The following is a 26,331-nucleotide window of genomic DNA, read 5'->3' as shown; positions in this document are numbered from 1 at the left end:
TCACTTCACGAGGATCATGCACGTGCCGTTCGTGCACGGCACGCCGTTGCAGCAGTCCGCGCTCGCCGTGCAGCTCTGGCCGTAGGCCGCGCAGTTGGTGGCCGGGGGACCGCCGCCGGCGTCGTCCGAAACGCCCCCGTCTTGCTCGACGGAGCCTCCGCACTTGCCGCTCGTGGCGCCCGGCGGGATTGCGCAAGGCTGGCCGCTGCAGCAGTCGGCCGTCGTCGTGCACGCGCCGCCGTGATCGACGCATTTCGCGCTACCGCAGACGAACGCCGGCGTACCGCTCGGGTTCGGGACGCACGGCAGGTTGCAGCAATCGGCGCTCGACGCGCAGGCCTTGCCGGCGAACGACGAAGGCGGCTGCGTGCAGTCGACTTCGGCGGCGAGGCAGCGCGGGATGCCGAGGTTGTCCTGCTTGCACGTGTTGTGCTGCAGGACGTTTCCTGCGCAGCAGTCCGCGCTCGCGTTGCAGGACTTGTCTTGCAATCGGCAGATTCCACCTGCCGCGGTGCACATGTTGCCCTGGTTGCAGCGTCCCACGGAGGCGCCCGCCTCCTTGCTGCACGTCACCTTCGCCTTGTCGCCGTCAGGCAGGCCCTGCGCTCCGCAGCAATCCTCGTTCTTCGTGCAGAGCTCACCCGTCGGGTGGCAACCGCTCGGCGGCTGGCAGATGAGCACGCCCGTCGGCGCGTAGGGGAGGCACGAGCGGCTGCAGCACTCGCCACCGCACGTCGGCAGGGGGCCGCCCGTATACGTTGCGCCGCCCGAGCAGACCTGACCGGCGTTCGTGCATCCGCCAGCGCCGGATGCCGCCGCCACGGAGCAGAGTCCGAGCGTCGCGCCCGCGGCCTTGGTGCAAAGACCACCGCAGCAGTCGGTGTCGTTGGTGCACGCGTCACCGTTCTGCGTGCAGAACGATGGGCTGCCGTCGCACGTGCCGTTCTTGCAGAACTTCGAGCAGCAGTCACCGTTGCCAGCGCAGGGGTTGCCGGACGTCTTGCACACCGCGCTCAGCGCCGTGCACGTGCCGTTCTCGCACTTGCCACCGCAGCACTCGCCGTCTGTCGTGCAGGCGGCGTTGTCGGCCGTGCACTGCTTGTCGGAGCACTTGCCGCTCACGCATGAGTACGTGCAGCAATCGGGGCCTGCCGTGCACGAGTCACCCGCGGCGAGGCACGCGCCGAAGGCCTTCGTGCAGATCTTCGTCGCGGGGTCGCAGTTGTTCGTGCAGCACTGGTCGTTCGACGTGCAGGAGACGCCGACGCTAATGCACGCCGCGCCGTCCGGCAGTGTGCCGTCGGTTTGGCTGCCGCCATCGTCGCCCTGCCCGCCGCCGCCGGCGTCCGTGTTCGCGTCGTCGGTCGACGAGTCGCTGCCACAGCCGACGAACACGCAGGTCGCGAGCGACAGAGAGATTGCGAGAGTAAGGAAAGTCGACGTCCGCATGGTTTCCTCCCAGCCCTGCAGTTCGCGGGCGAGCCTGGGCCAAGCATGTCGCCGACCGCGCTCCGACGAGAAGCGCATTGGACGTGAGCAGGCGATTTCAGTGATCCGATCGAAGACGTTTCTGCTGAACGGTTCGTCGGCCAGTGAGTGCGACAGTGACCAGCGAGTTGGATGGTGCTGTGACCAGTCTCAGTCGCTCGTGCGCGCCATACCGAACGACGCGAGTAGCTCGTCGGCGGCCTTCGTGGGCGTGGTTCGGCCGGAGAAAACGTCGTCTTCGACCTGTGGCAGGCGCGTGGCGACCTCGGGGTTCGCGCGGAAGGCGCGCTCGAGGCGCTCGGTGATCAGGCTCCACATCCAGGAGCGCTGCTGTTCGGCGCGGAGCGTCGCCAGCTCCCCCGACGCCTCCATGGCCGTGTGGTGCTCTTCGACGATCTTCCAGAGATCGTCGAGGCCGGCGCCGGTGGCGCCCGAGATGGTGAGCGTGCGGACCTCCCAGCTGGGTCGCTTGCGGTGCGAGTAGCGCAGCGCCGACCGCAAATCGCCGAGAGCCACGCGTGCGCGCGCCGCCCCGTCGCCATCGGCCTTGTTCACCGCGACGGCGTCGGCGAGCTCGAGGATGCCCTTCTTGATGCCCTGCAGCTCGTCGCCTGCGCCGGGCAGGGCGAGCACGAGGAAGAAGTCGACCATGTCGGCCACGGCCGTCTCGCCTTGCCCTACGCCGACGGTCTCCACGAGCACCACGTCGAAGCCGGCGGCCTCGGAGAGGAGCATCGTCTCGCGCGTGCGTCGTGCGATGCCGCCCGGCGAGAGGCCGCTCGGCGTGGGACGAATGAAGGCGTTCGGCTCGACCGAGAGCCGGGCCATGCGTGTCTTGTCGCCGAGGATCGAACCGCCCGTGACGGAGCTCGATGGATCGACGGCGAGCACGGCGACCTTGTGGCCTTCGCCGATGAGCTTCATGCCCATGGCGTCGACGAAAGTGCTCTTGCCGACGCCGGGAACGCCAGTAATGCCGACCCGCGTGGCCTTACCCGTCTTCGGCAAGAGGCGCCCGAGGAGCTCTTGCGCCAGCTTGCCGTCTTCCTCCTCGCGACTCTCGATGAGCGTGATCGCCTGCGCGAACACCGAGCGGTCGGCCGCGAGTACACCGCGCTCGTATTCGTCGAGCGAGAGCCGCGCGCGCCTGCGCTTCACGACTCGGATTCCAGCCGATCGAGCAGCGCGTTCGCCGCTTCGGCGATCACCGTTCCAGGGCCGAAGATCTCCGCGGCGCCCGCATCGCGCAGGGCCTGGTAGTCGTCGGGCGGGATGACGCCGCCGACCACCACCAGGATGTCGGGGCGACCGAGATCGGCGAGCGCCTTGCGGAGGGCAGGGACGAGCGTGAGATGGCCAGCGGCGAGCGAGCTTGCACCGATGATGTGCACGTCGTTCTCGACGGCCGCGCGCGCGGTCTCTTCCGGCGTCTGGAAGAGCGGTCCGATGTCGACGTCGAAGCCGAGGTCGGCGAAGGCCGTGGCGATCACCTTCTGGCCGCGATCGTGGCCGTCCTGGCCCATCTTCGCGACGAGGATGCGCGGGCGGCGCCCTTCGTTCGCGAGGAAGGTCTTGGTGCGCTCGCGCACGCCGGAGACGGTGTTCGAGTTCTCGCCCACCTCGCCACTGTACACCCCGGTCACCGTGCGGATCTCCGCTTGATGGCGGCCCCACACCTTCTCGAGGGCCATCGAGATTTCACCGACCGTGGCATGCGCGCGCGCCGCATCGACGGCGAGCTCGAGGAGGTTTCCACCACGACCTTCGGCGCACGCTGTGAGCGCGTCGAGCGTGCGCTGGACGGCGGTCGAGTCCCGCTCGCGACGGAGCTTCTCGAGTCGCTCGATCTGCGTGCGACGAACGGCGGCGTTGTCGACCTTGAGCACGGGCACGGCCTCTTCCGTCTCGGGACGGAAGCGGTTCACTCCCACGATGGTCTGACGACCGGAGTCGATGCGTGCCTGCGTGCGGGCGGCGGCTTCCTCGATACGGAGCTTCGGAACGCCCGCTTCGATGGCCTTGACCATGCCGCCAAGCGACTCGATCTCCTGGATGTGCGCACGAGCGCGCGTCGCGAGATCGTGTGTGAGCTTCTCGACGTAGTAGCTTCCGCCCCACGGATCGACCGGGCGCGTGGTGCCCGACTCGAGCTGCAGCTGGAGCTGCGTGTTGCGCGCGATGCGCGCGGAGAAGTCGGTGGGCAGCGCGAGCGCCTCGTCGAGCGAGTTCGTGTGGAGGCTCTGCGTGTGGCCCTGCGTGGCGGCCATGGCCTCGATGCAGGTGCGGACGACGTTGTTGTAGACGTCTTGCGCGGTGAGCGACCAGCCCGAGGTCTGGCAGTGCGTGCGGAGCGCCAGGCTCTTGTTGCTCTTCGGCGAGAAGCCGCTCATCAGCTCGGCCCACAAAAGACGGGCTGCGCGGAGCTTCGCGACCTCCATGAAGAAGTTCATGCCGATGGCGAAGAAGAACGAGAGGCGCGGCGCGAACGCGTCGACGTTCATGCCCGAGGCGATGCCCGTGCGCACGTACTCGAGGCCGTCGGCCAGGGTGTAACCGAGCTCCAGGTCCGCCGTCGCTCCGGCCTCCTGCATGTGATAGCCGGAGATGGAGATCGAGTTGAACTTCGGCATCTTCCTCGACGTGTACGAGAAGATGTCCGCGATGATCTTCATCGAGGGTTCGGGCGGATAGATGTACGTGTTCCGCACCATGAACTCTTTGAGGACGTCGTTCTGGATCGTCCCCGAGAGCTTCTCGGTGGGCACGCCCTGCTCCTCGGCCGCGAGGATGTAGAGTGCAAGAATTGGCAGAACGGCGCCGTTCATCGTCATCGACACGCTCATCTTGTCGAGCGGGATGCCGTCGAAGAGCAGGCGCATGTCGAGGATCGAATCGATGGCCACGCCGGCCATGCCGACGTCACCGACGACGCGCGGGTGGTCGCTGTCGTAGCCGCGGTGCGTGGCGAGGTCGAAGGCGATGGAGAGGCCCATCTGCCCTGCCGCGAGGTTGCGGCGATAGAAGGCGTTCGAGTCCTCGGCCGTCGAGAAGCCTGCGTACTGGCGAACCGTCCACGGCTTCTGCACGTACATGGTCGGGTAGGGACCACGAACGAACGGCGGGAAGCCGGGCAGCGTGCCGAGATGGGAGAGGCCGTCGAGATCGGCCGCCGTGTAGATCGAGCGCGTGGGAATGCCTTCGGGCGTATCCCAGGTGCTGATCGCCGGCGAGGCGGCTTTGCCCGAGGGCACCGCGTCGAAGTCGAGCGTGGAGAAATCCGGAAGCTTCTGCGTCATGACAGCACGTCCAGGAAGTCGGAGAGCATGCCGGCAGCGTCGCAGCCGACGTAGATGAAGGAATCGGCGCCGGCCTCACGGAGCTGCGCCTCGAGTGCGCCGGGGCGGCCGGCGATGACGACATGCTTGCAGCCGGCGGCCTTGAGCGCGCGAACGCGATCAACGGCTTCGGTGCCGTAGCGCTCGTCGGTTCCGCACAGGCAGGCGATGTTGGCCTTCTCGTTCGAGGCGGTCTCGCGCGTGCGAATGCCGCCCGCGGCGAAGAATCCGGCGGCGAAGCCGGCGCGCGGACGCGACTCTGCGAGCGTGCCGAGCGTGACGAGGATGGCCGCGGCGCCCTTGATGCCATATCCCTTCGCGCGAAGACGCTCGAAGGGATCGCCATCGTGACGAACGGGCAGGGCGCCCGCCTTGGGCGCCGCGTCGTTCGTCGACGCCGGCCGCGGAAGCTTCTCTTCGAGGTTCGCGAAGTCCGAGACTCCGAGGACGGCCGCACGGCGTTTGCCGAGCAGATCGAGGCGAGCCTTCCAGGCGCTTTCGAGCTTGGAGAGCAGGCGTCCGCTGGTGAGAGCGTCGGCGATGCCGCCTTCCTTCTGCATCGCCTGGAAGCGTTTCCACGCATCGCGGGCGAGCTCGTCGGTGAGGGTCTCGAAGTAATACGAGCCGCTCGCCGGATCGACGACCTTGCCGAGGAAGCTCTCCTCGCGAAGGACGAGACCCGTGTTGCGCGCGACGCGACGACCCAGCTGCGACGGCGGTCCGAGGCGTTCGTCGAAGGCAATGGGGGTGACGAGATCGGAGCCGCCGAGCACGGCCGCGAACACCTGGGTGGTGACGCGCAGCATGTTCACCCAAGGATCGCGCTGCGTGAGCGTGCGCGACGAGCAAACGGCATGGACGCGCGTGGTCGCCTCGGGAGCGCCCGATGCGGTGAGGATCTTCTGCCAGCACAGGCGCAGCGCGCGGAGCTTGCAGAGCTCCACGAACGTGTCGCGGCCCACGGCGACCTGCAGAGCAATCTGCCCCGCTGCCTCGAGGCTCGTGAGCCCCGCGGCCTGGAGCGCGGCGAGATAGGCCACGCCGGCCCCGAGCGCGATGGCGATCTCGTCGGCCGCGTCGGCTCCGGCATCGTGGTACGGCAGCGTCGAGACCATCGCGGTGGTCGACGACAGGAACGAATCCCTCGCCGCCTTGGCCGCCCGACCGAGCGCGCCGAGCGCCGACTCGATCGAAGAGCTCGCCGCATCGCCGCGCGCCACGGCCCCGATGGGATCGCTCGTCAGCGCGAAGGTGAACGACTTGTCGACGCCCTTCGAGGAGAGCAGGGCAATCGCTTCAGCGGCCGGCGTGGCCTTCGTATCGAGGACCAAGAACGGCGCAGGCTTTCGCGCCAGAGCCTGGTCGAGCGAGGCCGCGTCGCTCAGCGACAACCAGATCGCGTCAGCGCCGCCGTCGAGGTCTTGCGTCAGTCCTTCCGCGGTTGCATGGTGCATGCAAATGCGGAACGGCGCGCCTGTGAGGGCGAGCGAGGCCTGGGCCTTGGCCTCGGTGTACAGCGGCTGAACCGAAAGACCTTCGGCGGTCTTGGTGACGAGCGCCTTGTCGAAGGCAGCTCCAGCGAGCTCCTTTTCGACCTGCGCTCGCCAATCACTGAGCGTCACGTTCGGAAACGTCATCCAGCTTTCCTCATTCGGACGAGACGGATTTGCACAGGAAGGTCGGAAGGGCGGAAGGTTTGGGGCACGAGAATTTGAGACGGGCGTCGAGCGCCTCGTTCGAATTCTCCTGCTCTCCTGACCTCCCTATTCATTTCCACTCTTCTCATTCGGAGGAGTCGGATTGGATAGGGAGGGCGGAGCTTTGCGGGAGAGCTCTGAGACGCGCGAAGCGCGCACCTCTCAATTCTTCCGCTCTTCCGCCCTTCCTGTTCAATCTCTCCCTCTCTCCGTTCAATTCCGCTCGATTACATGTTGCGGCGGTACTGGCCACCGACCTGGTAGAGCGCGCTCGAGATCTGACCGAGCGTGCAGACCTTGCACGCGTCCATCAGGGCGGCGAACACGTTGCCGCCGTCGAGAGCGGCGCGGCGAATGGCTTCTAGGGCCGCCGGGCGGACGTCCTCGTTGCGCTTCCAGAACGCGTTGCGCGCGTCGATGGCGTAGTTCTTCTCCTCGGCGGTCGCGCGGATGACCTCCGGCGGCGAGAGCGTGGGCGAGCCGTTCGGATCGAGGAACGTGTTCACGCCGATGAGCGGCAGCTGGCCGTTGTGCTTGAGCGTCTCGTAGTAGAGCGACTCGTCCTGGATCTTCGAGCGCTGGTACATGCGCTCCATCGCGCCGAGCACGCCGCCGCGCTCCGAGATCGCGCGGAACTCTTCGAGCACGGCCGCCTCGACGAGGTCGGTGAGCTCCTCGACGATGAACGAGCCCTGCGTGGGGTTCTCGTTCTTCGAGAGGCCGAACTCCTTGTTGATGACGAGCTGGATGGCGAGCGCGCGACGCACGCTCTCTTCCGTCGGCGTCGTGATCGCCTCGTCGTAGGCGTTCGTGTGGAGCGAGTTGCAGTTGTCCATGAGCGCGAGGAGCGCCTGGAGCGTGGTGCGGATGTCGTTGAACGCGATCTCCTGCGCGTGCAGCGAACGGCCCGACGTCTGGATGTGGTACTTCAGCTTCTGCGAGCGATCGTTGCCGTTGTACTTGTCACGGATCGTTCGCGACCAGATGCGGCGCGCCACGCGACCGAGCACCGTGTATTCGGGATCCATGCCGTTCGAGAAGAAGAACGACAGGTTCGGCGCGAAGTCGTCGATGTTCATCCCGCGCGACAGGTAGTACTCGACGAACGTGAAGCCGTTCGCGAGCGTGAACGCGAGCTGGGAGATGGGGTTCGCTCCGGCTTCGGCGATGTGGTAGCCGGAGATGGACACCGAGTAGAAGTTACGAACCTTCTTGTCGATGAAGTACTGCTGGATGTCGCCCATCATCCGCAGCGCGAACTCGGTCGAGAAGATGCAGGTGTTCTGCGCCTGATCTTCCTTGAGGATGTCGGCCTGCACGGTGCCGCGCACCTGCGAGAGCGTGGTGGCGCGGATCTTCTCGTAGGTCTCCTTCGGGAGAACTTCGTCGCCCGAGACGCCGAGGAGCATGAGGCCGAGGCCGTCGTTCCCCTCGGGGAGCGTGCCCTGGTAGGTCGGACGCGGAAGGCCCTTCTTCGCGAAGATCTCGGCGATCTTCTTCTCGACCTCGTCGACCTTGCCGTTCTGACGGATCCACTTCTCGCAGCCCTGATCGATCGCGGCGTTGAGGAAGAAGCCGAGGAGCATCGGCGCCGGACCGTTGATGGTCATCGAGACCGACGTGGCCGGGTCGGAGAGATCGAAGCCCGAGTAGAGCTTCTTCGCGTCGTCGACGTTGGCGATCGAGACGCCCGAGTTCCCGACCTTGCCGTAGATGTCCGGGCGGTGATCGGGATCCTCGCCGTAGAGGGTGACCGAGTCGAAGGCCGTCGAGAGGCGCTTCGCGGGCAGGCCGCGCGACACGTAGTGGAAGCGCTTGTTCGTGCGCTCCGGGCCGCCTTCACCCGCGAACATGCGCGCCGGATCTTCGTTCTCGCGCTTGAGCGGGAACACGCCCGACGTGAACGGGAACTGGCCCGGCGGTCCTTCGCGGAGGAGCCACGTGAGGATGTCGCCCCAGTCTTCGTACTTGGGGAGCGCGATCTTCGGAATGCGCAGGTGCGAGAGCGACTCGCTGAAGAGGTCGATCTCGATGACCTTGTCGCGCACCTGGAACTGGTACTTCGCCGCCGCGTAGCGACGCTTGGTGGCCGGCCACTCGGCGAGCAGCTTCTTGCACTCCGGCGCGAGGCGCGCCTCGAGGTCGTTGTACAGCTCCACGAGCTCACCGAGGAACGCGGGCTCGCCTTCGACCTTCTGCGTGACCTGGACGACGTCGTCTTTGCCCTTCGGCTCGACGATCTCGAGGGTCTTCTTGCCAACGTTGGCGCGCAGCGCCTCGATGGTGCCGTGCAGCTGATACATGCGGCGTGCGATGGCCGCCTGCTGGCGCGCGAGCTCGTCGTAGCTCTCGCAGGTGTCGACGATCTCGGCGAGGTAGCGCGTCTTCTCCGGCGGAATGATCCAGCGCTTCTCGCTCATGCCCGGCGTGACCTCGTGCTTCGAGTGGAGCGGCGAGTTCGTGCGCTTGGCGACCGTGTCGACGATCGTCTTGTAGAGACGATTCATGCCGGGGTCGTTGAACTGCGAGGCGATGGTTCCGTAGACGGGAACGTCCTCGTCGGTCGTGGCGAACGCATTGTGATTGCGCTTCCACTGCTTCTTCACGTCGCGGAGCGCATCGAGCGAGCCGCGCTTGTCGAACTTGTTGATGGCGATGACGTCGGCGAAGTCGAGCATGTCGATCTTCTCGAGCTGCGTCGCCGCGCCGTATTCGGCGGTCATCAGGTAGAGCGAGACGTCGGCGTGGTCGGTAATCTCCGTGTCCGACTGGCCGATACCCGAGGTCTCGACGATGATCAGATCGAAGCCCGCCGCGCGGCAGATCTCGATCGAGTCGCGCACGTGCTTCGAGAGCGCGAGGTTCGACTGGCGCGTCGCGAGCGAGCGCATGTAGACGCGCGGGTCGTCGATCGAATTCATGCGGATGCGGTCGCCGAGGAGCGCGCCGCCCGTCTTGCGCTTCGAGGGGTCGACCGAGAGGACCGCGATGGTCTTGTCGTCGAAATCCGAGAGGAAGCGGCGAACGAGCTCGTCGACGAGGCTCGATTTGCCGGCGCCGCCGGTGCCGGTGATGCCGAGCACGGGAACCTTGAGGTCCGTCGCGGTGAGCGGCGCCAGCGCCTTGCGAAGGCCCTCACCCGAGTCGGGGAAGTTCTCGGCGATCGTAATGAGCCCGGCGATGGTCGAGGGCTCGCGCTTCTTGAGCTGCTCGACGAGCGGAGCGAAATCCGCCGGGCGCTTCTCGAAGTCGCACTGGCGGAGCACGTCGTCGATCATGCCCTGGAGGCCCATGGCTCGGCCGTCGTCAGGCGAGTAGATGCGAGCCACGCCGTACTCGTGCAGCTCTGCAATCTCGGAGGGGAGGATGGTTCCGCCGCCACCACCGAAGACCTTGATGTTCGCTCCCGCTTCCCGCAGGAGGTCGATCATGTACTTGAAGTACTCGACGTGACCGCCCTGGTAGGACGTGATGGCGATGCCCTGGACGTCTTCCTGGATCGCGCAGTGGACGATCTCGGCGACGGAGCGGTTGTGGCCGAGGTGGATGACCTCGGCGCCCGAGGCCTGCATGATTCGGCGCATCACGTTGATCGCCGCGTCGTGGCCGTCGAACAGCGAGGCCGCGGTCACGATTCGAACGTGATGGCGAAGCTTGGAGCCCGCCTTTTCGGCCGCGTCGGTCTTGTTGGCGGCTGACTTGTTGATCGCCTGGTCGGTCGTTGCAGAAGCGTCGGACATCACGCGGCAGAACCTAGCAAATCCAGGCCTCCGCGCGTGCCCTTGATCGGCTTTCGAAGGCGGGTTTCGCCGCACTGCGCCAAACGCAGATTTTGCCGCGTCTGCGGTCGTTCTTGCTGGGTACTGAACGAGGGTCTCGATCGGCCGAGCTAGGTGCCGGCTCTCGGCGGAGACGCGCGCGGCGATGTGGTACGTGTCGTCTCGATGATCGGGAAATCCCTGAACGAGCGCTACACGCTCGGTGCGCTCGAAGCCGACCGTGCCGAGTCGATCCTGTCGGGCGCCCTTCCGAAGCATGCCGCGCTCCTCGTCCAGGTTCGCTCGCGCGATGCGAAGATGATTGCGTGCCTCGTGGTCGACGCTGACGAAGCGACCGTGCGCGAGTGCCGCACGATGGGCTTCGACGTGAAGGCGGGTGGCTCGGGCGTGTTTGGTCTGCTCGGGGCGGACCTCGTGCGCTTCTTCTCCCGTCTACCTGCGCATCAGCAAAAATGGCTCGAGACGCCGTGTGGCCCGCGTGAGACCAAGGTCTTCCTGATGGCCGGTGGTCTTGCGCTGCTCTCGGTCGAGACGAACGACGGCAAGGTGGCGATCAAGGCCATCGCCTAGGTCGTCTAGCGCCGCTTCTTCCACGGATCTTCGAAGATGTCGGCCGGCGCGACCTGCCAGCTTCCCGCTTCGGCGTCGCTCTCGGCGTCGGCATCCGTGTCGGCATCGGCATCCGCTTCGGCGTCGCTCGACGCATCGGCCTCGACCGCGAGGGCCGCGGCATCCTCGGACGGGGCATCGGTCTCGGCATCCGCGACGAGTGCCTGCGCGTCGGCCACGACCGCGGAGGCGCCATGGGGAGCCGATTTTTCAGGCAGAAGCTGCATGGCGCCATAGCCGCCGGCGCCGAGCAGGACGAAGACGCCGACAACGAGCCCGAGGCTTCCGCCGCGCTTCCGCGGCTCGAGCGAATCGGCCACCTTGGTGACCGTGCGCGTCGTCGTTACGGCACGCATGGCGGCTCCCGACGCCGCGGATGGTTCCGACGAACCAGCGGGGTGGTTGTTCCGTGTCGTGGTCGAAGGCACGAAGTCGGTTCGTGCGAGCGCCAGCTCGGTCGAGCCGCGAGGCTTGGCTCCTTCACGGCGTGTCATCGGCGCGGGCTCGCTTCGGATCTGCGACCGCGTGATGCCGAGCTCTTGCTCGATCGCGTTCGCGATCTCGACCATCGAGCCGTGACGATCTTCGGGGGCGCGCGAGAGCGTGCGCGCGATGATTCCTGCGATCGTGGGCGAGATGCCGGAGACGATGGTGTCGAGCGCCACCGGCACGGGGCCGACGGGATTGCCCGGGTGCATACCGCCCGAGAGAAGCTCGTAGGCCGTCACCCCGAAGGCGAATTCGTCGCTGCGCGCGTCGGCGCGACCACCGGTGAAGAGCTCCGGGGCCATGTAGCGCGGCGTGCCGGCGATGAGGCCGACCTCCGTGTTCATGCTCCCGGCCTCGATCGGCTTGGCGAGGCCGAAATCGAGCACTTTGACGACGCCCTCGTCCGACACCATCACGTTCGCCGGCTTCACGTCGCGATGGACGAGTCCTGCCTTGTGCGCTGCGCCGAGGCCGCGCGCGATGTCCGCGAGCCATCGAAGCTTCTGCGTGATGGGTACGGATACGTCCTCGACGTAGGCCCGAAGCGGGGCGCCCGACACGAGCTCCATGACGAGGAAGACGTGCCCGTCCATCTCGCCGAGGTCGTGAATCGCAATGGTGTTCGGATGCGCGAGCGCGGCCGCAGCACGAGCCTCGCGCACGAGTCGCGCGGCGGCGTCGGGCACGGCAAGATCGGGATGGAGGACCTTGAGGGCCACCTTGCGACGGAGCTTCTCGTCGTACGCGCGGTAAACCTCGCCCATGCCACCTTCGCCGATGGGGGCTTCGATCACGTAGCGTGCGAATGTCTGTCCGGGCTTCAGCAACGGTGACAAGCTAGCGAACCCGAGCGCGGATCGCTCGTAAAAATCGGCACGGAATCGATTCGTGATCACGAGCGTTGAAGAGCGTTTGAAGCGTGATCGACGCGCGGTCTAGGCGAGTTTCGAAGGCGGTGGTAACGGGCAGGTGTGGCGGAACCGGGGACAGGCGCAACACGCACGAACGCCGCGCACGCGAGCAGCGCGTCGATCGAGGCGATCTATCGCATCGAAGCTCCTCGACTGATCGCGAGCCTCACGCGTGTCGTTCGTGACGTCGGGCTCGCCGAAGAGCTCGCGCAAGACGCGCTGGTGACGGCACTCGAGCGCTGGCCCGAGACAGGCGTGCCGGAGAATCCCGGCGGCTGGTTGATGATCACCGCGAAGAACCGCGGGCTCGACATCCTCCGGCGCAACAAGCTGCTCGAGCGCAAGCACGCCGAGGTTGGGCGCGAGATGGAGGTCGCGCAGGAGAGCGCCGCGGCGGACATCGAAGCGGCCGTCGACGATACCGTCGGCGACGATCTCCTTCGCCTGGTCTTCATCTCCTGCCACCCGGTTCTCTCGACCGAAGCGCAGGTGGCGCTGACGTTGCGCCTGCTCGGTGGTCTGACGACCGAGGAGATCGCGCGTGCGTGCCTCGTGTCCGAGCCCACCGTCGCGCAGCGAATCGTGCGTGCGAAACGGACGCTGTCGGAGGCGAAGGTCCCCTTCGAGGTGCCGCGCCCCGAGGAGCTGGCCGAGCGCCTGTCGGCGGTCCTCGGCGTCATCTATCTGATCTTCAACGAAGGCTATTCGGCAACGGCGGGTCACGACTGGATCCGGCCGGGCCTGTGCGAAGACGCGCTGCGCCTCGGCCGCGTTCTCGCCGAGCTGATGCCGGCGGCTCCCGAGGTCCACGGTCTCGTGGCGCTCATGGAGATCCAGGCGTCGCGCCTTCGGGCGCGTACCAGTCCCTCGGGGGAGCCGATTCTGCTCATGGATCAGAATCGAGCTCTTTGGGACCAGCTCTTCATCCGACGAGGCCTCGCCTCGCTCGAGCGCGCCGAGCGTCTCGGTGGGGAGAAGGGGCCGTACACCTTCCAGGCTGCGATCGCGGCATGCCACGCGCGTGCCCTTGCACCGGAAGAGACGGATTGGTCGCGTATTGCAACGCTGTACGGGGAGCTCGGCGAGATCGACCCGTCGCCGGTCATCGAGTTGAATCGTGCCGTGGCCGTGGGCATGGCCCAAGGCCCGGCTGCCGGCCTCGCGGTGGTCGACACCCTCCTCGAAGAGCCGGCGCTCGCGGAGTACCACTACCTCCCCGGTGTGCGCGGTGACCTGCTCGCCAAGCTCGGGCGGTACGCCGAGGCGCGCGTCGAGTTGGAACGGGCCGCATCGCTCACCCGGAATGTCAGGGAAAAAGCGATCCTGCTCGAGCGGGCCGCGGCGTGCGCGCGCAATCAAATGTTCGCACGCTGAAGAAGGCCCGGAAGAAATCGTACGGCGGGCCGTTCAAGACATGTCGATTTTGGCCGCTGTCATTCGTCGTAGGGAAGGAGGCGGCTCGAGATCGGGCCGCGCTCCGTTCGTCATGCCGACCAACCGTGCGAAAATCGCGTGTGGCCGCTGCGGCGCAGTGCGCTCCGAAGGGGAGTGGAGCGCCTTGCCGGCCGTGGCCGAGGTGGCTGGGCCCGAGCTCGAGCGTTTGGTCAGCCGTTGGCCATCCGGGGGCGCGGTCGTCGTACGGGCCTGCAGCTGCGGTGCGTCGATCGCTCGCATCGCCCGTGGGCCGGGAGCGGCGGTGGAGACGCGACGGCCCACGAAGGTTTGAGCTCGAGCATGAACCCTGGCGCGGCCGTGAACGCGTCACGCGTGGAAGCGGTTGCGGTACTCCTGCGGGCTCACGGAGAGGTTGCGCGCGAAGGCCCGTCGCAAACTCTCGGCGCGCCCGAAGCCCGCGGCGTCGGCAATCTCCTCGATGCTCCGTGACGTTTGTTCGAGCAGGCGGCGCGCCGCGTCGATGCGCGCCTGCTCGACGAACGTGGCGGGCGTGGTCCCGACCTCCCGCCCGAAGAGGCGCGCGAAGTTGCGGGGGCTCATGCCGGCTTTGCGGGCGAGGGTGGGCACCGAGAGGTCCGCGCCGAGGTTGTCGTAGACATAGCTTTGCACCGCGCGGAGCGGGTCGCGTGTTGCCGTTTGCGAGCGAAGCTGGACGCTGAACTGCGATTGGCCGCCTGCGCGCTGCAGGGCCATGACGAGGTAGCGCGCGACGGCGAGCGCGAGGTCGCGTCCGTAGTCCTCCTCCACGAGCGCGAGGGCGAGGTCCATGCCCGCCGTGATCCCGGCGGACGTGTAGACCGAGCCGTCTCGCGTGTAGATTGCATCTTCGTCCACGGTGGCTTTGGGAAAGAGGTGGGCGAGCGAACGGGTGTGCTCCCAGTGCGTCGTTGCGCGGCGTCCGTCGAGCAGTCCTGCGGCGCCGAGCACGAATGCTCCCGTGCACACCGAAGCGACTCGGCGCGCGCGTGTGGCCATGCGCTGGACGAACCGCACGAGCCGCGGATCTTCGGCGGCCTGGACGACGCCCGGCCCGCCCACGACGACGAGCGTATCCACGGTCCGCGCTCCGAGTCCGCGCTGGGCGACGACGTCGATTCCCGAGAAGGATCGGATGGGGCCCGCCGCCTCGGCGAAGAGCGTCGTTCGATAGCCCTCTCCGCGCCCCCGCTCGCGCGCGATGACCGAGGCGCAGGTGAACACCTCGAGCGGGCCGCTCAAGTCGAGGCTCTGGAACCAAGGAAAGACGAGGAAACCGACGTCTGTCGGTTCGGACGCGCGGGCCGCACGCAGCTTCGTCATGGTGCCTTCGACCTTGGCACGATGAGTCCGGTAGGACAAATTCTGCCACCATGGTCGCGCTGAAAACTGCGGGTTTCCGAGCGTGAATGACCGCCGTTGGCAGAAACTGTCCGGTCTACGTCATGGGAGGAGATCGTCTGCGAGCTTAGGTTCAGGGCGTCATGTTGAGAGCACGCAGACTCGGACGAATCGCGATAGGTCTAGCGCTCGCGTTCGCGCTCGCGAGCACCGCCTGCGGCAGCGATCGGATCGCGATTGCGCAGGCCGCGAAGGCCCCGCTCAGCGAGAGCGAACAGGCGAGCACCATCGCCGCGATGCGAAGAGCAGAGACGGCGACCAAGCCGCTCGTGGCGATCGTGGCTCACAACGACGGCACGGAGACCACGGATTTTCTCGTGCCCTTCGGCATCCTCTCGCGTGCGAACGACGTCGAGGTCGTGACGGTTTCCTTGCGCTCGGGTCCGGTGACGCTCATGCCGGCTTTGACCATCCGCGCCCAGAGCACGATCGACGAGTTCGACCGCGCCCACGGTCGCGGTGCCGACTACGTGATCGTCCCCGCGATGCACGTGGAAGACGACCCTGGCATCGTGCAGTGGATCCTTTCCCAACGCGCGAAGGGCGCGACCATTCTCGGCGTCTGCAGCGGCGCGCGCGTCCTCGGCCATGCCGGTCTGCTCGACGGACGCAAGGCCACGGGACACTGGGACGACGTCGATCGACTACGCAGCAAGTACCGGTCGATGCAATGGGTGCCCAACCGTCGCTACGTCGCCGATCGCGGTGTCGTGACGACCACGGGGGTGACGGCCTCGGCGCCCGTCTCCATCGCGCTGATCGAGGCTGTCGCGGGGCGCGACGAAGCGACGAAGATCGCCGGCGAGATCGGCCTCCCGCGATGGGACGCCTCGCACGACAGCTCGCGATTCGATCTGACCGGTGGCGTCGTCTGGACGGCGGCGACCAACCAGCTGGCCTGGTTCAATCACGAGATCGTCGCGGTTCCCTCGTCGGACGGCATCGACGAGGTGGCGCTCGCGTTGATTGCCGATGCGCATTCGCGAACGTATCGCTCTCGAGCCATCGCCGTTGCGTCCGCAGGGGATCACGTCATGACGCGGCACGGACTCAGGCTCGAGACCACGCTCGCTTCGTCGGCCGACGCCGACGTCACGCTCTTGCCGTTCGGCGAGCGACCGCCGGTCACGGCACTGGACGTCGCCCTCGACGACATCGAACGTCGTTACGGACGCCGCACGCGTGACTTCGTCGCGCTGCAGCTCGAGTATGCCCCGCGCGAATGACTGGGTGACTTGCCACTTGAAATTACTAACAAATTCCGAATTCGGTCACGCTGTTGTCGATCCGCTGGGGGCTCGTTTGTCGTGGGGGTGACCTCACCAAGGAGCGCCCATGCGGTTCATGATGATGATGATGTCGACCGAGCCAAGTGAGTCCGACCTTCCCCCAGACCCGAAGCTGGGGGCTGCCATCGGAAAGTTCACTGTCGAGATGATGAAGGCCGGGGTCGTGCTCATGACCGGCGGGCTTGGTCCGAGCTCGATGGCGACCCGGATTCATCTGGAGGGGGGCGTGACGAGTGCGGTCGATGGTCCCTTTCCCGAGAGCAAGGAGCTTGCGTCCGGCTTCGCCATCATCCAGGTCAAGTCGAAGGAGGAGGCCCTCGAGTACGGACGGCGCTTCATGGCGGTCCACAAGGAAGCGCTCGGGCCGAGCTACCAAGGCGTGCTCGAGATCCGACCGCTCGTCGGTCCCGAAGACCTGCACAGGTAGCGCGTGACGAGCCTGGGCTTGGTGCCGGCGCCGGATGGTGGTTGGATCGGCGCCGTGACGGGCTCCGATTCGCAAAATCACGACGATTCCAAGACGAATGCGGCCGAGCAGCGCGTGCGCGCCTCGGTCAATGCCGTGTTCCGCCTGGAATCGCCCAAGCTCATCGCGAGCCTCACGCGTCTCGTCCGCGACGTCGGGCTCGCCGAGGAACTCGCACAGGACGCGCTCGTCGCTGCCCTCGAGCAGTGGCCGCGCACGGGCCTCCCCGACAAGCCCGGGGCCTGGTTGATGGGGGTCGCGAAGAACCGCGCGATCAACGTCCTGCGCCGCAACAAGCTGCTCGACCGCAAGCACGAGCAGCTCGGGTACGAAACCGACCTCACGAACGTCGCGCCCGATCTCGAGAGCGCCGTCGACGACGACATCGGAGATGACCTCCTCAAGCTCGTCTTCACGTCGTGCCATCCCGTCCTGTCGATCGATGCGCGCGTGGCGCTCACGCTGCGCCTCCTCGGTGGTCTGACGACGGACGAGATCGCACGTGCCTTTCTCGTGTCGGAGCCCACGATTGCCCAGCGCATCGTGCGTGCGAAGCGCACTCTGGCGGAGGAGAACGTTCCCTACGAGGTGCCTCGGGGCGAGGAGCTCGCCGAGCGCCTCTCCGCCGTGCTCGGTGTGATCTACCTCGTCTTCAACGAAGGCTATTCGGCTACCGCTGGCGACGACCTGATGCGTCCCGAGCTCTGCGACGATGCCTTGCGCCTCGGGCGCATCCTCGCCGAGCTGATGCCGAACGAGCCCGAGGTGCACGGCCTCCTCGCTTTGATGGAGATTACGGCGTCAAGAGCGGCGGCACGCGTGGGGCCTAGCGGCGAGCCGGTGCTGCTCCTCGATCAGGATCGTGCTCGCTGGGATCAGCTGCTCATCCACCGCGGGCTCTCCGCGCTCGAGCGTGCGGAATCGCTCGCCGAGGACCGCGGGCCGTACACGCTGCAGGCCGCGATCTCCGCGTGCCATGCGCGTGCAGCCTTGCCCGAAGACACCGATTGGGCGCGCATCGCATCGCACTACGGCGAGCTCGTGGAGATCGTTCCTTCGCCGGTCATCGAGCTGAATCGCGCGGTGGCCGTGGGGATGGCCGAGGGGCCCGCCGAAGCCCTCGCCATCGTCGACAGGCTCACGTCCGAGCCTTCGATGAAGAACTACCATCTGCTTCCGAGCGCGCGTGGCGACTTCCTCTCGAAGCTCGGACGCAACGCCGAGGCGCGTGCCGAGTTCGAGCGCGCGGCCTCGCTCACGCGTAATTCACGCGAGCGCGAGCTGCTTCTCGAGCGCGCCGCGAAGTGTGCCGCGAAATAGAGGACGAACCGTTCGATGCTCTAGTGGCAGCCCTGGACGCGCGAGCCTGCGGGCTCCGATGTCCCGACGCTGCACGTCAGGCCGAGGAGCGGGAGCGGGTCCTTGCAGAGGAGGTACTCGGCGGTCTCTCCGCATGCAGGCTCGCCGCGAAAGCCGTCGCCACACGAAGTGAGGGCCCCGCACGTCGACCCGTAGCCGTATTGCTTCGTCACGGTGCCGCTGCAGTCCCAGTCGCCCGGCAAGACGCTCTTCGAGGCGTTCGGCGGCCAGCGATCTTCGACGAAGCCCTGCCCGGGGTGAATCGCTGCGATGAGGTCGTCGCAGTCGGGGAGGTTGTTGCCGGGGCCGCCGTTGCAACCGGCGTCGTGGTCGACGCGGTTGAAGCCGTCGCCGTCGCAGTCGCAGGACGAGCATCCGCTCGCGTCGACCTGCGCCGCGGCATCACCCACGGTCGATGCGTCTTTCGTCGCGCCCTCGGGATCGACGTCGGGAGGGAGCGCGTCGGTCGAAGCGTCCGTCGCGGTCATGGCGTCGGCGCTCGCATCCTCGCTGCCGACGTGGCCGCCGTTGGTGCCCGTGCCGCCCGGCTCGAGAAACGTGACGTCCGGGAAATTGCAGGCCGCCGCGATCGCCGCGGGGAGGGAGGCCAGCACGAACCATTTCCACGAACGCCGCATCCGAATCTCCGTCACCGGCAGCCTTGGACGCGTTGCTCTCTGCTCGCCTCGGAGCACCCGAGCCCGGCTGATTTGCAGACGACGTAGTCAGCCGTGTCGCCGCAAGCGGGATCTCCGAGGAAACCCTCGAGCTTGCCGCACGTGATGCCGGAGCACGAGCCGACGCTGTGCGGATACTGCTTGGTGGTGGTGCCGTCGCAGTTCCAGTCGCCCGCGGGGAGGTGAGGGCTCGAGGCTGACCACGGCGAGCCCACGAAGCCCTGTCCGGGATGCACGAGCTTGTCGAAGTCATCGCAATCGACCGAGCCGCCGTCGGGGACGGGGCAACCGTTGTTGCCGACGCCGTCTTGATCGCAATCGCACCGGTTTGCCCCGCAACCGGCCTCGTCCTCGATGCGTCCGCCGCCGTCTTCACGCGTGGCGGCGTCTTCGTTGCGGCCGTTCGGGTCGACGTCGCCGTCGCGGTCGTCGGGCGGCGCGACCGCGTCGCCACCGCTGTCGTCACCGCTGTCGTCACCCAGTGTGGCCGACGGGTCTCGGTAGCTGGCGTCGGGAAATGTGCATGCTGCAGCAATTCCAAGAACGCTGGCGACCGTGAGGGCGCCCAACACGAAGACGGCTCGGTGCCTCATTCAGAACCTCAAGGTAGCGGAGGCGCCGCCTGCCCAGGGGCTCACCGTGAGGGACGAAGCCGTTGCCGTCGACGAGCTCGACCGGCTGGTCAGCACCAGGGTGATGCCCACGCCCGCCGCCACGACGCCCACGGGAACGAGGATCGTCGTGAGCGTGCTCATCGTCTTGCCGCGGTCGACGGTGTCACGAAGCGAAGGATCGCAGCCGTCGTGCGTCGGGCACTTGTCGTCGAGATCGCTCTTGGCCGAGTTGCGAAGCAAGAAGGTAGCGCCGCCGGCAATCAGCGCGGCTCCACCTACGCCGGTGAGGACCCAGCCGAGCGTCCTTCGCCCTTTGCCGGGATCGCTGGCGACCGTCGTGGGCGCCGGGGGGGGCGTGCGCACGAGCCGCATGGTGATGTGAGGGTTGTCGCCGGCGCCCAGCGTGACTTCCTGCTCGACCGGTTCGGCGTCGCGGACCTGCGAGCGAATGCGGTAGCTGCCCGGATCGCGTTCGAGCGGCGTGCCCACGAGGGCGGTTCCGACCGACTCGCCGTTCACGAAGACTTCGACGCCGCTCTTCTCGTTCGCGAGCGCCTCACCCTCGGGCGACTTCACGTACACGTCGACGATGAAGGTGGCGACCTTCGGCTTGAGGCGCGCCGCGGCTTCCTCGGCATCCTTGTCCCAGCCGTCGTACTTGGCGTCCGGCGGCAAGGTGATGAGCGCGCGCTTCACGTCGAGCCACGCGCGCCGCGCGGAGGCGAAATGACCGAGCTGTTCCTCGCACTCCGCCACGTTGCGAAGGCTGCCGAGGCCGTTCGGATAGATCGAATAGGCCTTGCGGAAGAGCGGTACGGCGCTTCCGCAGTCGTTGTTCGCGCGAAGCTCGCGGCCACGTGCGAAGAGATCCTTGGCGTTGGCTTCGTTGTCGGCCCGCGCGGGCGTCGTCGCGATCAACGTCGCACATCCGATCACCGCGGGAAGAGCGAGGCGAAGCGCCCAAAGTCTGCGCATGGACGGATAGCTAGAAGCGAAGGGACGCACGATCGAACATCCTATCAACCCCGATTGGGATAGTCGAGGCGCCCCGGGACTCGGAGCGGGCCGGAGACAGGCACGAGAATTAGAAGACGTCGCTCTTGCTGGCCGCCGCGCGCGGTGTCGAGGAGGCCGCAGCCCCCGTGACCGCCGACTTTTGCCCAGCCGCGGGCGTGTTCGGTCGCGGGTGGGCAGCGTGCGAAGCCTTCGTCGATGGGACGGCTGCGGCCGCGGGCGCCGACGTGGGCGGCGGCGCAGGATCGGGCGTCGACGGAGCGAGGGCCATCGAAGGCGGCGGCGGATCGACGAGCGACTCGTGCGAAGGATTCGGAGGCGGTGCAGTGGCTGCCGACGCCTCGGACGTCGACTTCCGACCGAGGGCGACCACGACGAGGGCGACGAGACCGACGGTCGCGAACGCCGCGAGCAGGCCGAGTACCCAGCCGTTGCTCCTCTTCTTCTCGTCCTCGTGCGCATGGGCGCTGCGCGTGGGATCGCCGACGAGGGGCGCCGGATCCGACGTGTTCTGTTCGAGCGCCGGATGGCTCGGGCTCGACGGCTTTTGCGGAATGCTAGGGCGTGATCCGGGGCGAGAGCCAGCACGCGACGCCGGGCGCGATGCGGGTCGCGATCCGGGTCGCGATCCCAGGCGAGAGGCTCCCGACCCGGAATGAATCGCGGCGTCGACGCTCTCCGGTGGCACGAGTTGCTCGAGCGCTTCCGCGAGCTCCGTGGCGGTTGCGAAGCGCTCGCCGAGGTCTTCCGCGAAGGCGCGGCGGAAGATCGGATCGACCCATGGGGGAAGGTCGGGCCGTCGCGTATGGATGGGAACCACACGAAACGTGCAGATGCTGAGAAAGATGTCTTCGACCGTCGCGCCTTCCCACGGAATGGCGAGCGCGAGCGCCTCGTACGCGACGACGGCGAGCGCCCAGATGTCACAACGGTAGTCGAGCGTATCGAGCCCGCGCGCTTGCTCCGGGCTCATGTAGCTCGGCGTGCCCAGCACCATGTCTTTGCTGGTCGAGAACGGCGAGCGCGTGCGAAACGGCTTACGCGTCCGAGCGATACCGAAGTCGAGGAGCTTCACGACGAGGCGCCCGTCTTCGTCGTGCGTGAGGAAGATGTTCGCCGGCTTCAGGTCGCGGTGGAAAATCTCTTCCGCGTGAGCGATGGCCAGCGCGCGCGCGATCTGCCCGACAATCGCGACGACCTCGGGGAGCGGCAGGGCGCCGGTTCGCTTGAGACGGGCGTCGAGCGACTCGCCGACGAGCGGCTCCATCACGAGGTACGCGAGGCCGTTTTCCTCGCCGTGATCGCTCACCGAAACGATGTGGCGCGTCCTACGGGAGAGCTTGGCGGAGACCTGCGCTTCGAGCTGGAAACGCCCCGACGCCGTCTCGTCTTCGCCGTCTTCGCTAGGCTCGACGAGCTTGATGGCGAATTCGCCGCCCAACGTGTTGTGCGTCGCTAGCCAGACCTCGCCCATCGCTCCTTTGCCGATGAGGCGAACGAGCTCGTACTTCCCAGCGATGACCAACCCGACGTCGATCTGCACTCTTGCGGATAACCGTATCCCATGAGGAGGGCCCTCGGTACGAGGGATTCCCTGACGAGCCGCTCAGGATTTGGCGGATGCTGTCTCACCGGCGCGCGGTGGGCACGGTAAGTGTCGGACAATCGCCGATATCCCCCTCACGTCACGTGTTCCTTGCGTTGCTTGATTCTCCGCGTGCGCGTGCGGAGGGCCTTCGCGAAGCATTCATGTGCCCGTTGATGGCGGAACGAGGGCATCGAGGGCATCGAGGGCATCGAGGGCATCGAGGGCATCGACCAACAGCCCGTGACTCGTGACGCGTCACGACGACGCGACACGTCCAACCAATGTTGAAGGCATTCACTATTTCATCCGCTCGTCGCTACGGACGCGGTCGCGGAGGTTGCACTGTGGTTCGTTCGCGAGGCGCGCGTATCGGGCGCTTCGCCGATTCGGGTAGCCGCGCCGACATCTGTCATCCGCCGATCTCCCTGAAATTTAGGCTTTCCGCGTTCGAGCCGGCGGGGGCTACGTGCCGAGTGAGCTGGGCAACTGCGTAACCGAATGCCCAGCTGACTAAGAACTAGTCGACGAAATGACTAGGGCAATTTCTCACGCGGCCAGGGCACTCACTGTCGAAGCGTGCGCGCCTGCGTCGATGCGATGCGTTGAGATGCGTTGAGTTGCGCGGGCGGGCGGGAAGCCCGACGTCGGATTGGCTCCGCTTCGCTGCGACCTCTTGATTGCCAATTCCCACTTTGATCTCGCCGAACACTCGTGCTGCGCTATCGTCGGTACTGTGGGGCAAGAAAGCGGTAAACGACCCAAGTTCGATCTCGAGCCACGGGAGCCTCGTTCGAGCGAGGTTCCCCAGGACGAGCATCGCGCATTCAACACGACCGTCGGAGAAGCCATCCGTCGTGCACGCCAAGAGCACGGTTGGACGCAGGCGTTTCTAGCGGAGCAAGCTGGCCTCTCGGCCAACTACATCGCACGGCTCGAGCGTGGGGAGCTCGGCCCGTCGCTGTTCGTCGCCAATCGGATCTGCGAAGCGCTCGCGGTCGACCTCGAGTCGCTCGTGGCGCCGGGCGGATTGTCGACGCGTCGAACCGGAAAGCGTCGCGCACTCTCCGGCTGACGAACGAGACTGGAATCGATTCACCAATTCATGTTCGTCGCCGAACGTGTGATTCGGTTCACGGCACATACGCGCTCGCGACGGTTCCGTCGCCGAGCCTCGCTACCACTCCTGCTCTTGCACTCCCGGGCCTTGCTGCCGTGTTGAAATCCCCACCCACGGCCCAGAAGGCACCGCTCGGATCGACCCAAGCTCCGTGCAAATCGGAATAGGGCTCCGTGCCGAAGTCGCTCTCCCAAACTCCTGACACGCGTCGCAGCTTGAGGCTTCCGCCGCCGACTGCGACGACGTTTCCCCACGGACGTGCCGGTGCCGAAGCCGGCGCGCACGCCACGCCATTCACGTCGTTGACGAGAAGCTCGTCCGATCGTGAGAACGTCTGGCCGTCCGACGTGAGGAGATCGCGCCCCCCCACGACGTAGATCTCGCTCGCGCTACACCCGGTCACGGTCGTGAGTCGACCTTGGCCGAGCCCTTCGGCTTCGCGCCTCCAGCTGGTTCCCACGCGGTGCCAGACGACGGCATTCTCTCCGACCACGTAGAGATCGTCCGTTCTCGTGCCCCAGACTTTGAAGAATGCGCCGCTCGTCGAATCGCTCGCCGACGGCAGCGTTTCGGGGCGCCATTCGGTTCCGTCCCAGTGCAGGACCACGTTCGAGTCCTGCGCGCTGCCTGCTTGATCGGGGCGCCCGCCGACCGCCCAGGCATCGTTCGGAGCGAACGCGTACACGCCGAAGAGCGTGGCCGTGGTGCCGGACGTGCGCTCTTCGAACTTCGTGCCGTCCCAGTGCGTGATGCGGCCTTTCTCGCCGACGAGCCATACGTCGCTCGCACTCGAGCCGTGGACCCACCAAAATGTCTCGGGGCCGCCAACGGGGACGCGCTTCCACGAAGTGCCATCGAAGCGGATGACGAGCGACTCGAAGCCCGTGTTGCCGAGCGGTCCGCCGACGGTCCACACGTCCTTCTCCGACGTGCCCCAGATCGAAAGGAGCGCACCGCCGTTCGGCTGGAGGACCGTTTGCCACGTCGGCGTGCCTGCATCGGGCTGCGGATGGCTCGGCTGGACCGGATCCGAGCTGCTGCACGCGACGAGAGCGAGCAGCCCCACGCTCGCGAGAGCGACACGAAAAACGCTCACGGCCTAGCTCCGTCGGTCGAAGCATCGGGCGCGCCGGCGTCTTCGCCGCACGCTTCGCCGAGCACGTAGCCTTCTTTGCAAAGGCATCGGCAAGCGGTTTCCTTCGGCCCGGGTTCGGCGCAACGAGGCGTGATCGTCATCTTCGCGCTCACCTTCTTCTTCGACCGATCCTGCACGACGACTTCGACCTCGAAGGGATGATCGAACACGTCTTGCGAGGCCCACTGGTTCGGGCAGAGGGGCACGTTCGAATAGTCGCCGATGGCCTGCGAGTCTTCGATGTTGGTGCTGACGCCGCGACCCGTCGTGCCCCAGCCGTCGTCTTCGCGCCGAAGATTCACGGTTCGCCCGTCGACGCGCACTTGCTTCGAGTTCGGATCGCGAAGCGCTCCGGTGATCTGCACCCCGCAGCCATCGAGGTTCGTGGCGCGAACGCCGACGAATGCGACGCGGCCGCCTTGAGGCGGAAAGATCACGGCGAGATCGTCGCCGTCGTGGAGCGGAACGTCCGTGCCGTCCGCCTTCAGCGCGCGAAGCTCGATGATCGGGGGTTTCGAAGGATCACCGAGGTAGCCAGCGGCGCAGGTCGAGGGCGGGAGCGTATCGGTGCCGCCCTCCCCGGGATCGGTGCCGTCGTCGCCAGGGCATCCCGCAAGCACGACGGCCGCTGCGAACGACCCGAACGCAACGAAGAACGCAGAAGAGAGGGTGAAGACGGTACGGCGCAACAGCACGGGATCAGTTGCAGAACACGTCGTCCTGCTTCGGGTAGTAGTAGACGAACGCGTTGCAGTGCTCGTTGCGTTCGACGATGGGGCCGAACGTGTAGCAGCAGTCGAGCGCTGCGTCGGCGTTCTTTGCCTTGTCGAGCTCGTCGAGCTTCGCGCAGCCGCCCGACTCTTCCGTGGGCGGCATCCACTGGTACGAGCAGCTGTACATCACGCCGCCTGCCGGTTTGATGGTCAGGTCGAGGTCCGGCGAGCGAAGCATCGGCGGCTCGTCCCAGGCACGCGACTCGTAGAAGCGAGCGCTGTCGGGCGGCGTCTCGATCGACGTGCCGTCCCACGCGTACATCTGGAATTGCTTGCCGCGTGCGTGGAAGTGGCCATTCGCGCCGATGACTTGCACTTCCTTCCCGCTCTTGAACTGGCACGAGCCGGTGAAGGTGGGCGCGGGGTTGCTCTTGCAGACGCGGATGCTCTGCTTCGTCGCGAAGAGCGTTCCCATCTCGTGTTCGACTTTCTCCTTCGGGATGGCGTGGAAGTTCACGGCAACCTCGCCGCCTTCGGGGGTCTGTTGCGAGGTGGCGTTGACGTAGTGGGTCTGGAGCATCAGCCACTCGTCGGGCTGGAGCACGTTCGCGACGCCGTCCGGGAACGTCCAGTCGAGCTCACCTTTCGTCTGCGTGTTCGCGACGAGCGGCCAGTCCGACCAGTTCGGGCTCTTGAAGCACTCGCCCACGCCATTCTTGCCGCGCTGGATGGCGCCGTTCGCCGGGTCGAGGCCCGTGATCGTGCGCACGCGGAAGATGTTCATGTGGTGCGAGCCCGTGCGCTGCACGACGTGAACGCGGTGCAAGTTGACCGGGCTGTTCTCGTCCATGCCGTTCGCACGCGCGAGATCGCGAACCTTGAAGAAGTAGCAGTCCTGCACTTCCTCTCCGGCCGCGACGCTGAAGAGCTCCGTCCGCAGTTGAAAGCCCTGACCCTTGGTCGGCGCACCGAGCTGAGAGGGATCGGTGATCGGAGGGGTGTCCGGCGAATCGCTCGACGAGCAGCCCGCGGCGAGGGCGACGGCGAGGAAGGCGACGGGGGTGGTCACGACGAGGGCATGGAGGAACCGGTTCATGATCAGCCTCGGAAGAGTATCGTGTCGGCCGTGCAAGTCCGACCGCCGGTGAGCAGGGGGTGTGCCACTCTCGGATCTGGGCTCAATTCGGGGCTTCGAGGGGATTCGCAGGCCCCCGGGGCA

20 protein-coding genes are annotated in these 26,331 nt (G+C 66.7%); 6 read left to right on the top strand and 14 right to left on the bottom strand.

Features of this window, described 5'->3' with window-relative positions:
- The 5 genes from AKJ09_RS15110 to AKJ09_RS15090 form a co-directional block, all read right to left on the bottom strand.
- Complete coding sequence (locus AKJ09_RS15110; RefSeq protein ID WP_146647902.1) at window positions 1-1,449, bottom strand: hypothetical protein; 1,449 nt, start codon at window positions 1,447-1,449, stop codon at window positions 1-3.
- 189 nt (window positions 1,450-1,638) lie between these two features.
- Window positions 1,639-2,646: a methylmalonyl Co-A mutase-associated GTPase MeaB gene (meaB, locus tag AKJ09_RS15105; protein WP_146647901.1), complete on the bottom strand. Its 1,008-nt coding sequence runs from the start codon at window positions 2,644-2,646 to the stop codon at window positions 1,639-1,641.
- Window positions 2,643-4,784, bottom strand: coding sequence for a methylmalonyl-CoA mutase (scpA, locus tag AKJ09_RS15100; RefSeq protein ID WP_146647900.1), 2,142 nt, complete (start codon window positions 4,782-4,784; stop codon window positions 2,643-2,645). Before scpA ends, meaB begins: the two co-directional genes overlap by 4 nt.
- Window positions 4,781-6,460, bottom strand: a complete 1,680-nt coding sequence (locus AKJ09_RS15095) for a methylmalonyl-CoA mutase family protein (protein WP_146647899.1) — start codon at window positions 6,458-6,460, stop codon at window positions 4,781-4,783. Before AKJ09_RS15095 ends, scpA begins: the two co-directional genes overlap by 4 nt.
- Before the next feature lie 287 nt (window positions 6,461-6,747).
- Window positions 6,748-10,260 carry a methylmalonyl-CoA mutase family protein gene (locus AKJ09_RS15090; RefSeq protein ID WP_146647898.1) on the bottom strand — a complete coding sequence of 1,171 codons (3,513 nt, stop codon included), beginning with the start codon at window positions 10,258-10,260 and terminating at the stop codon, window positions 6,748-6,750.
- A gap of 204 nt (window positions 10,261-10,464) precedes the next feature.
- On the opposite strand from AKJ09_RS15090, the gene AKJ09_RS15085 reads away from it, so the two are divergent.
- On the top strand, window positions 10,465-10,869 hold the full coding sequence (locus AKJ09_RS15085; RefSeq protein ID WP_146647897.1) for a hypothetical protein: 405 nt from the start codon (window positions 10,465-10,467) through the stop codon (window positions 10,867-10,869).
- A gap of 5 nt (window positions 10,870-10,874) precedes the next feature.
- On the opposite strand, the gene AKJ09_RS15080 is transcribed toward AKJ09_RS15085, so the two are convergent.
- A complete protein-coding gene (locus tag AKJ09_RS15080) occupies window positions 10,875-12,224 on the bottom strand; it encodes a serine/threonine-protein kinase (protein ID WP_146647896.1) in 1,350 nt (449 codons plus the stop codon).
- A gap of 144 nt (window positions 12,225-12,368) precedes the next feature.
- Here AKJ09_RS15080 and AKJ09_RS15075 point away from each other — a divergent pair, with 144 nt between their 5' ends.
- A complete protein-coding gene (locus AKJ09_RS15075; protein ID WP_146647895.1) occupies window positions 12,369-13,682 on the top strand; it encodes an RNA polymerase sigma factor in 1,314 nt (437 codons plus the stop codon).
- 387 nt (window positions 13,683-14,069) lie between these two features.
- On the opposite strand, the gene AKJ09_RS15070 is transcribed toward AKJ09_RS15075, so the two are convergent.
- Window positions 14,070-15,062: a GlxA family transcriptional regulator gene (locus AKJ09_RS15070; protein WP_146647894.1), complete on the bottom strand. Its 993-nt coding sequence runs from the start codon at window positions 15,060-15,062 to the stop codon at window positions 14,070-14,072.
- A gap of 161 nt (window positions 15,063-15,223) precedes the next feature.
- Between AKJ09_RS15070 and AKJ09_RS15065 the strand changes: the two genes are divergently transcribed.
- The 3 genes from AKJ09_RS15065 to AKJ09_RS15055 all read left to right on the top strand — a co-directional run bounded on the left by AKJ09_RS15065 (window position 15,224) and on the right by AKJ09_RS15055 (window position 18,215).
- Window positions 15,224-16,366 (top strand): DJ-1/PfpI family protein, encoded by a 1,143-nt coding sequence (locus AKJ09_RS15065; protein ID WP_146647893.1) that lies wholly within the window; start codon window positions 15,224-15,226, stop codon window positions 16,364-16,366.
- Between the two features lie 109 nt (window positions 16,367-16,475).
- Window positions 16,476-16,856 (top strand): YciI family protein, encoded by a 381-nt coding sequence (locus AKJ09_RS15060; protein ID WP_146647892.1) that lies wholly within the window; start codon window positions 16,476-16,478, stop codon window positions 16,854-16,856.
- A gap of 114 nt (window positions 16,857-16,970) precedes the next feature.
- Window positions 16,971-18,215 (top strand): RNA polymerase sigma factor, encoded by a 1,245-nt coding sequence (locus AKJ09_RS15055; protein WP_146655542.1) that lies wholly within the window; start codon window positions 16,971-16,973, stop codon window positions 18,213-18,215.
- A gap of 20 nt (window positions 18,216-18,235) precedes the next feature.
- Here the strand turns inward: AKJ09_RS15055 and AKJ09_RS15050 are convergent, their stop codons facing one another.
- From AKJ09_RS15050 to AKJ09_RS15035, 4 genes are all read right to left on the bottom strand, one after another.
- On the bottom strand, window positions 18,236-18,868 hold the full coding sequence (locus AKJ09_RS15050) for a hypothetical protein (protein WP_146647891.1): 633 nt from the start codon (window positions 18,866-18,868) through the stop codon (window positions 18,236-18,238).
- Window positions 18,869-18,903: 35 nt separating this feature from the next.
- Window positions 18,904-19,524, bottom strand: coding sequence for a hypothetical protein (locus AKJ09_RS15045; RefSeq protein ID WP_146647890.1), 621 nt, complete (start codon window positions 19,522-19,524; stop codon window positions 18,904-18,906).
- Window positions 19,525-20,520: a tetratricopeptide repeat protein gene (locus AKJ09_RS15040; protein ID WP_146647889.1), complete on the bottom strand. Its 996-nt coding sequence runs from the start codon at window positions 20,518-20,520 to the stop codon at window positions 19,525-19,527.
- Between the two features lie 109 nt (window positions 20,521-20,629).
- Window positions 20,630-22,102 carry a serine/threonine-protein kinase gene (locus tag AKJ09_RS15035; protein WP_146647888.1) on the bottom strand — a complete coding sequence of 491 codons (1,473 nt, stop codon included), beginning with the start codon at window positions 22,100-22,102 and terminating at the stop codon, window positions 20,630-20,632.
- A 778-nt stretch (window positions 22,103-22,880) separates the two neighbouring features.
- On the opposite strand from AKJ09_RS15035, the gene AKJ09_RS15030 reads away from it, so the two are divergent.
- Entirely contained in the window at window positions 22,881-23,219 is a 339-nt protein-coding gene (locus tag AKJ09_RS15030) for a helix-turn-helix domain-containing protein (RefSeq protein ID WP_169927549.1), read from the top strand.
- A gap of 58 nt (window positions 23,220-23,277) precedes the next feature.
- Here AKJ09_RS15030 and AKJ09_RS15025 read toward each other — a convergent pair whose 3' ends face one another.
- The 3 genes from AKJ09_RS15025 to AKJ09_RS15015 are packed head-to-tail and all read right to left on the bottom strand — an operon-like array spanning window position 23,278 to window position 26,208.
- Entirely contained in the window at window positions 23,278-24,360 is a 1,083-nt protein-coding gene (locus AKJ09_RS15025) for a hypothetical protein (protein WP_240488484.1), read from the bottom strand.
- The gene (locus AKJ09_RS15020) at window positions 24,357-25,094 is read right to left on the bottom strand and encodes a hypothetical protein (RefSeq protein WP_146647886.1); all 738 of its coding nucleotides are present in this window, start codon (window positions 25,092-25,094) and stop codon (window positions 24,357-24,359) included. Before AKJ09_RS15020 ends, AKJ09_RS15025 begins: the two co-directional genes overlap by 4 nt.
- A gap of 4 nt (window positions 25,095-25,098) precedes the next feature.
- Window positions 25,099-26,208: a hypothetical protein gene (locus AKJ09_RS15015; protein WP_240488483.1), complete on the bottom strand. Its 1,110-nt coding sequence runs from the start codon at window positions 26,206-26,208 to the stop codon at window positions 25,099-25,101.
- Between the last annotated feature and the right edge of the window lie 123 nt (window positions 26,209-26,331).

Source organism: Labilithrix luteola (assembly GCF_001263205.1).
Taxonomy (GTDB): domain Bacteria; phylum Myxococcota_A; class Polyangia; order Polyangiales; family Polyangiaceae; genus Labilithrix; species Labilithrix luteola.
This window is presented reverse-complemented; position numbering and strand designations above follow the sequence as displayed.

What these genes read in the sequence shown, in the direction of transcription:
- AKJ09_RS15110 (WP_146647902.1), bottom strand. Translation starts at nt 1,449, where the DNA reads ATGCGGACGTCGACTTTCCTTACTCTCGCAATCTCTCTGTCGCTCGCG.
- scpA (WP_146647900.1), bottom strand. Translation starts at nt 4,784, where the DNA reads ATGACGCAGAAGCTTCCGGATTTCTCCACGCTCGACTTCGACGCGGTG.
- AKJ09_RS15095 (WP_146647899.1), bottom strand. Translation starts at nt 6,460, where the DNA reads ATGACGTTTCCGAACGTGACGCTCAGTGATTGGCGAGCGCAGGTCGAA.
- AKJ09_RS15090 (WP_146647898.1), bottom strand. Translation starts at nt 10,260, where the DNA reads ATGTCCGACGCTTCTGCAACGACCGACCAGGCGATCAACAAGTCAGCC.
- AKJ09_RS15085 (WP_146647897.1), top strand. Translation starts at nt 10,465, where the DNA reads ATGATCGGGAAATCCCTGAACGAGCGCTACACGCTCGGTGCGCTCGAA.
- AKJ09_RS15070 (WP_146647894.1), bottom strand. Translation starts at nt 15,062, where the DNA reads ATGACGAAGCTGCGTGCGGCCCGCGCGTCCGAACCGACAGACGTCGGT.
- AKJ09_RS15065 (WP_146647893.1), top strand. Translation starts at nt 15,224, where the DNA reads ATGTTGAGAGCACGCAGACTCGGACGAATCGCGATAGGTCTAGCGCTC.
- AKJ09_RS15060 (WP_146647892.1), top strand. Translation starts at nt 16,476, where the DNA reads ATGCGGTTCATGATGATGATGATGTCGACCGAGCCAAGTGAGTCCGAC.
- AKJ09_RS15045 (WP_146647890.1), bottom strand. Translation starts at nt 19,524, where the DNA reads ATGAGGCACCGAGCCGTCTTCGTGTTGGGCGCCCTCACGGTCGCCAGC.
- AKJ09_RS15040 (WP_146647889.1), bottom strand. Translation starts at nt 20,520, where the DNA reads ATGCGCAGACTTTGGGCGCTTCGCCTCGCTCTTCCCGCGGTGATCGGA.
- AKJ09_RS15015 (WP_240488483.1), bottom strand. Translation starts at nt 26,208, where the DNA reads ATGAACCGGTTCCTCCATGCCCTCGTCGTGACCACCCCCGTCGCCTTC.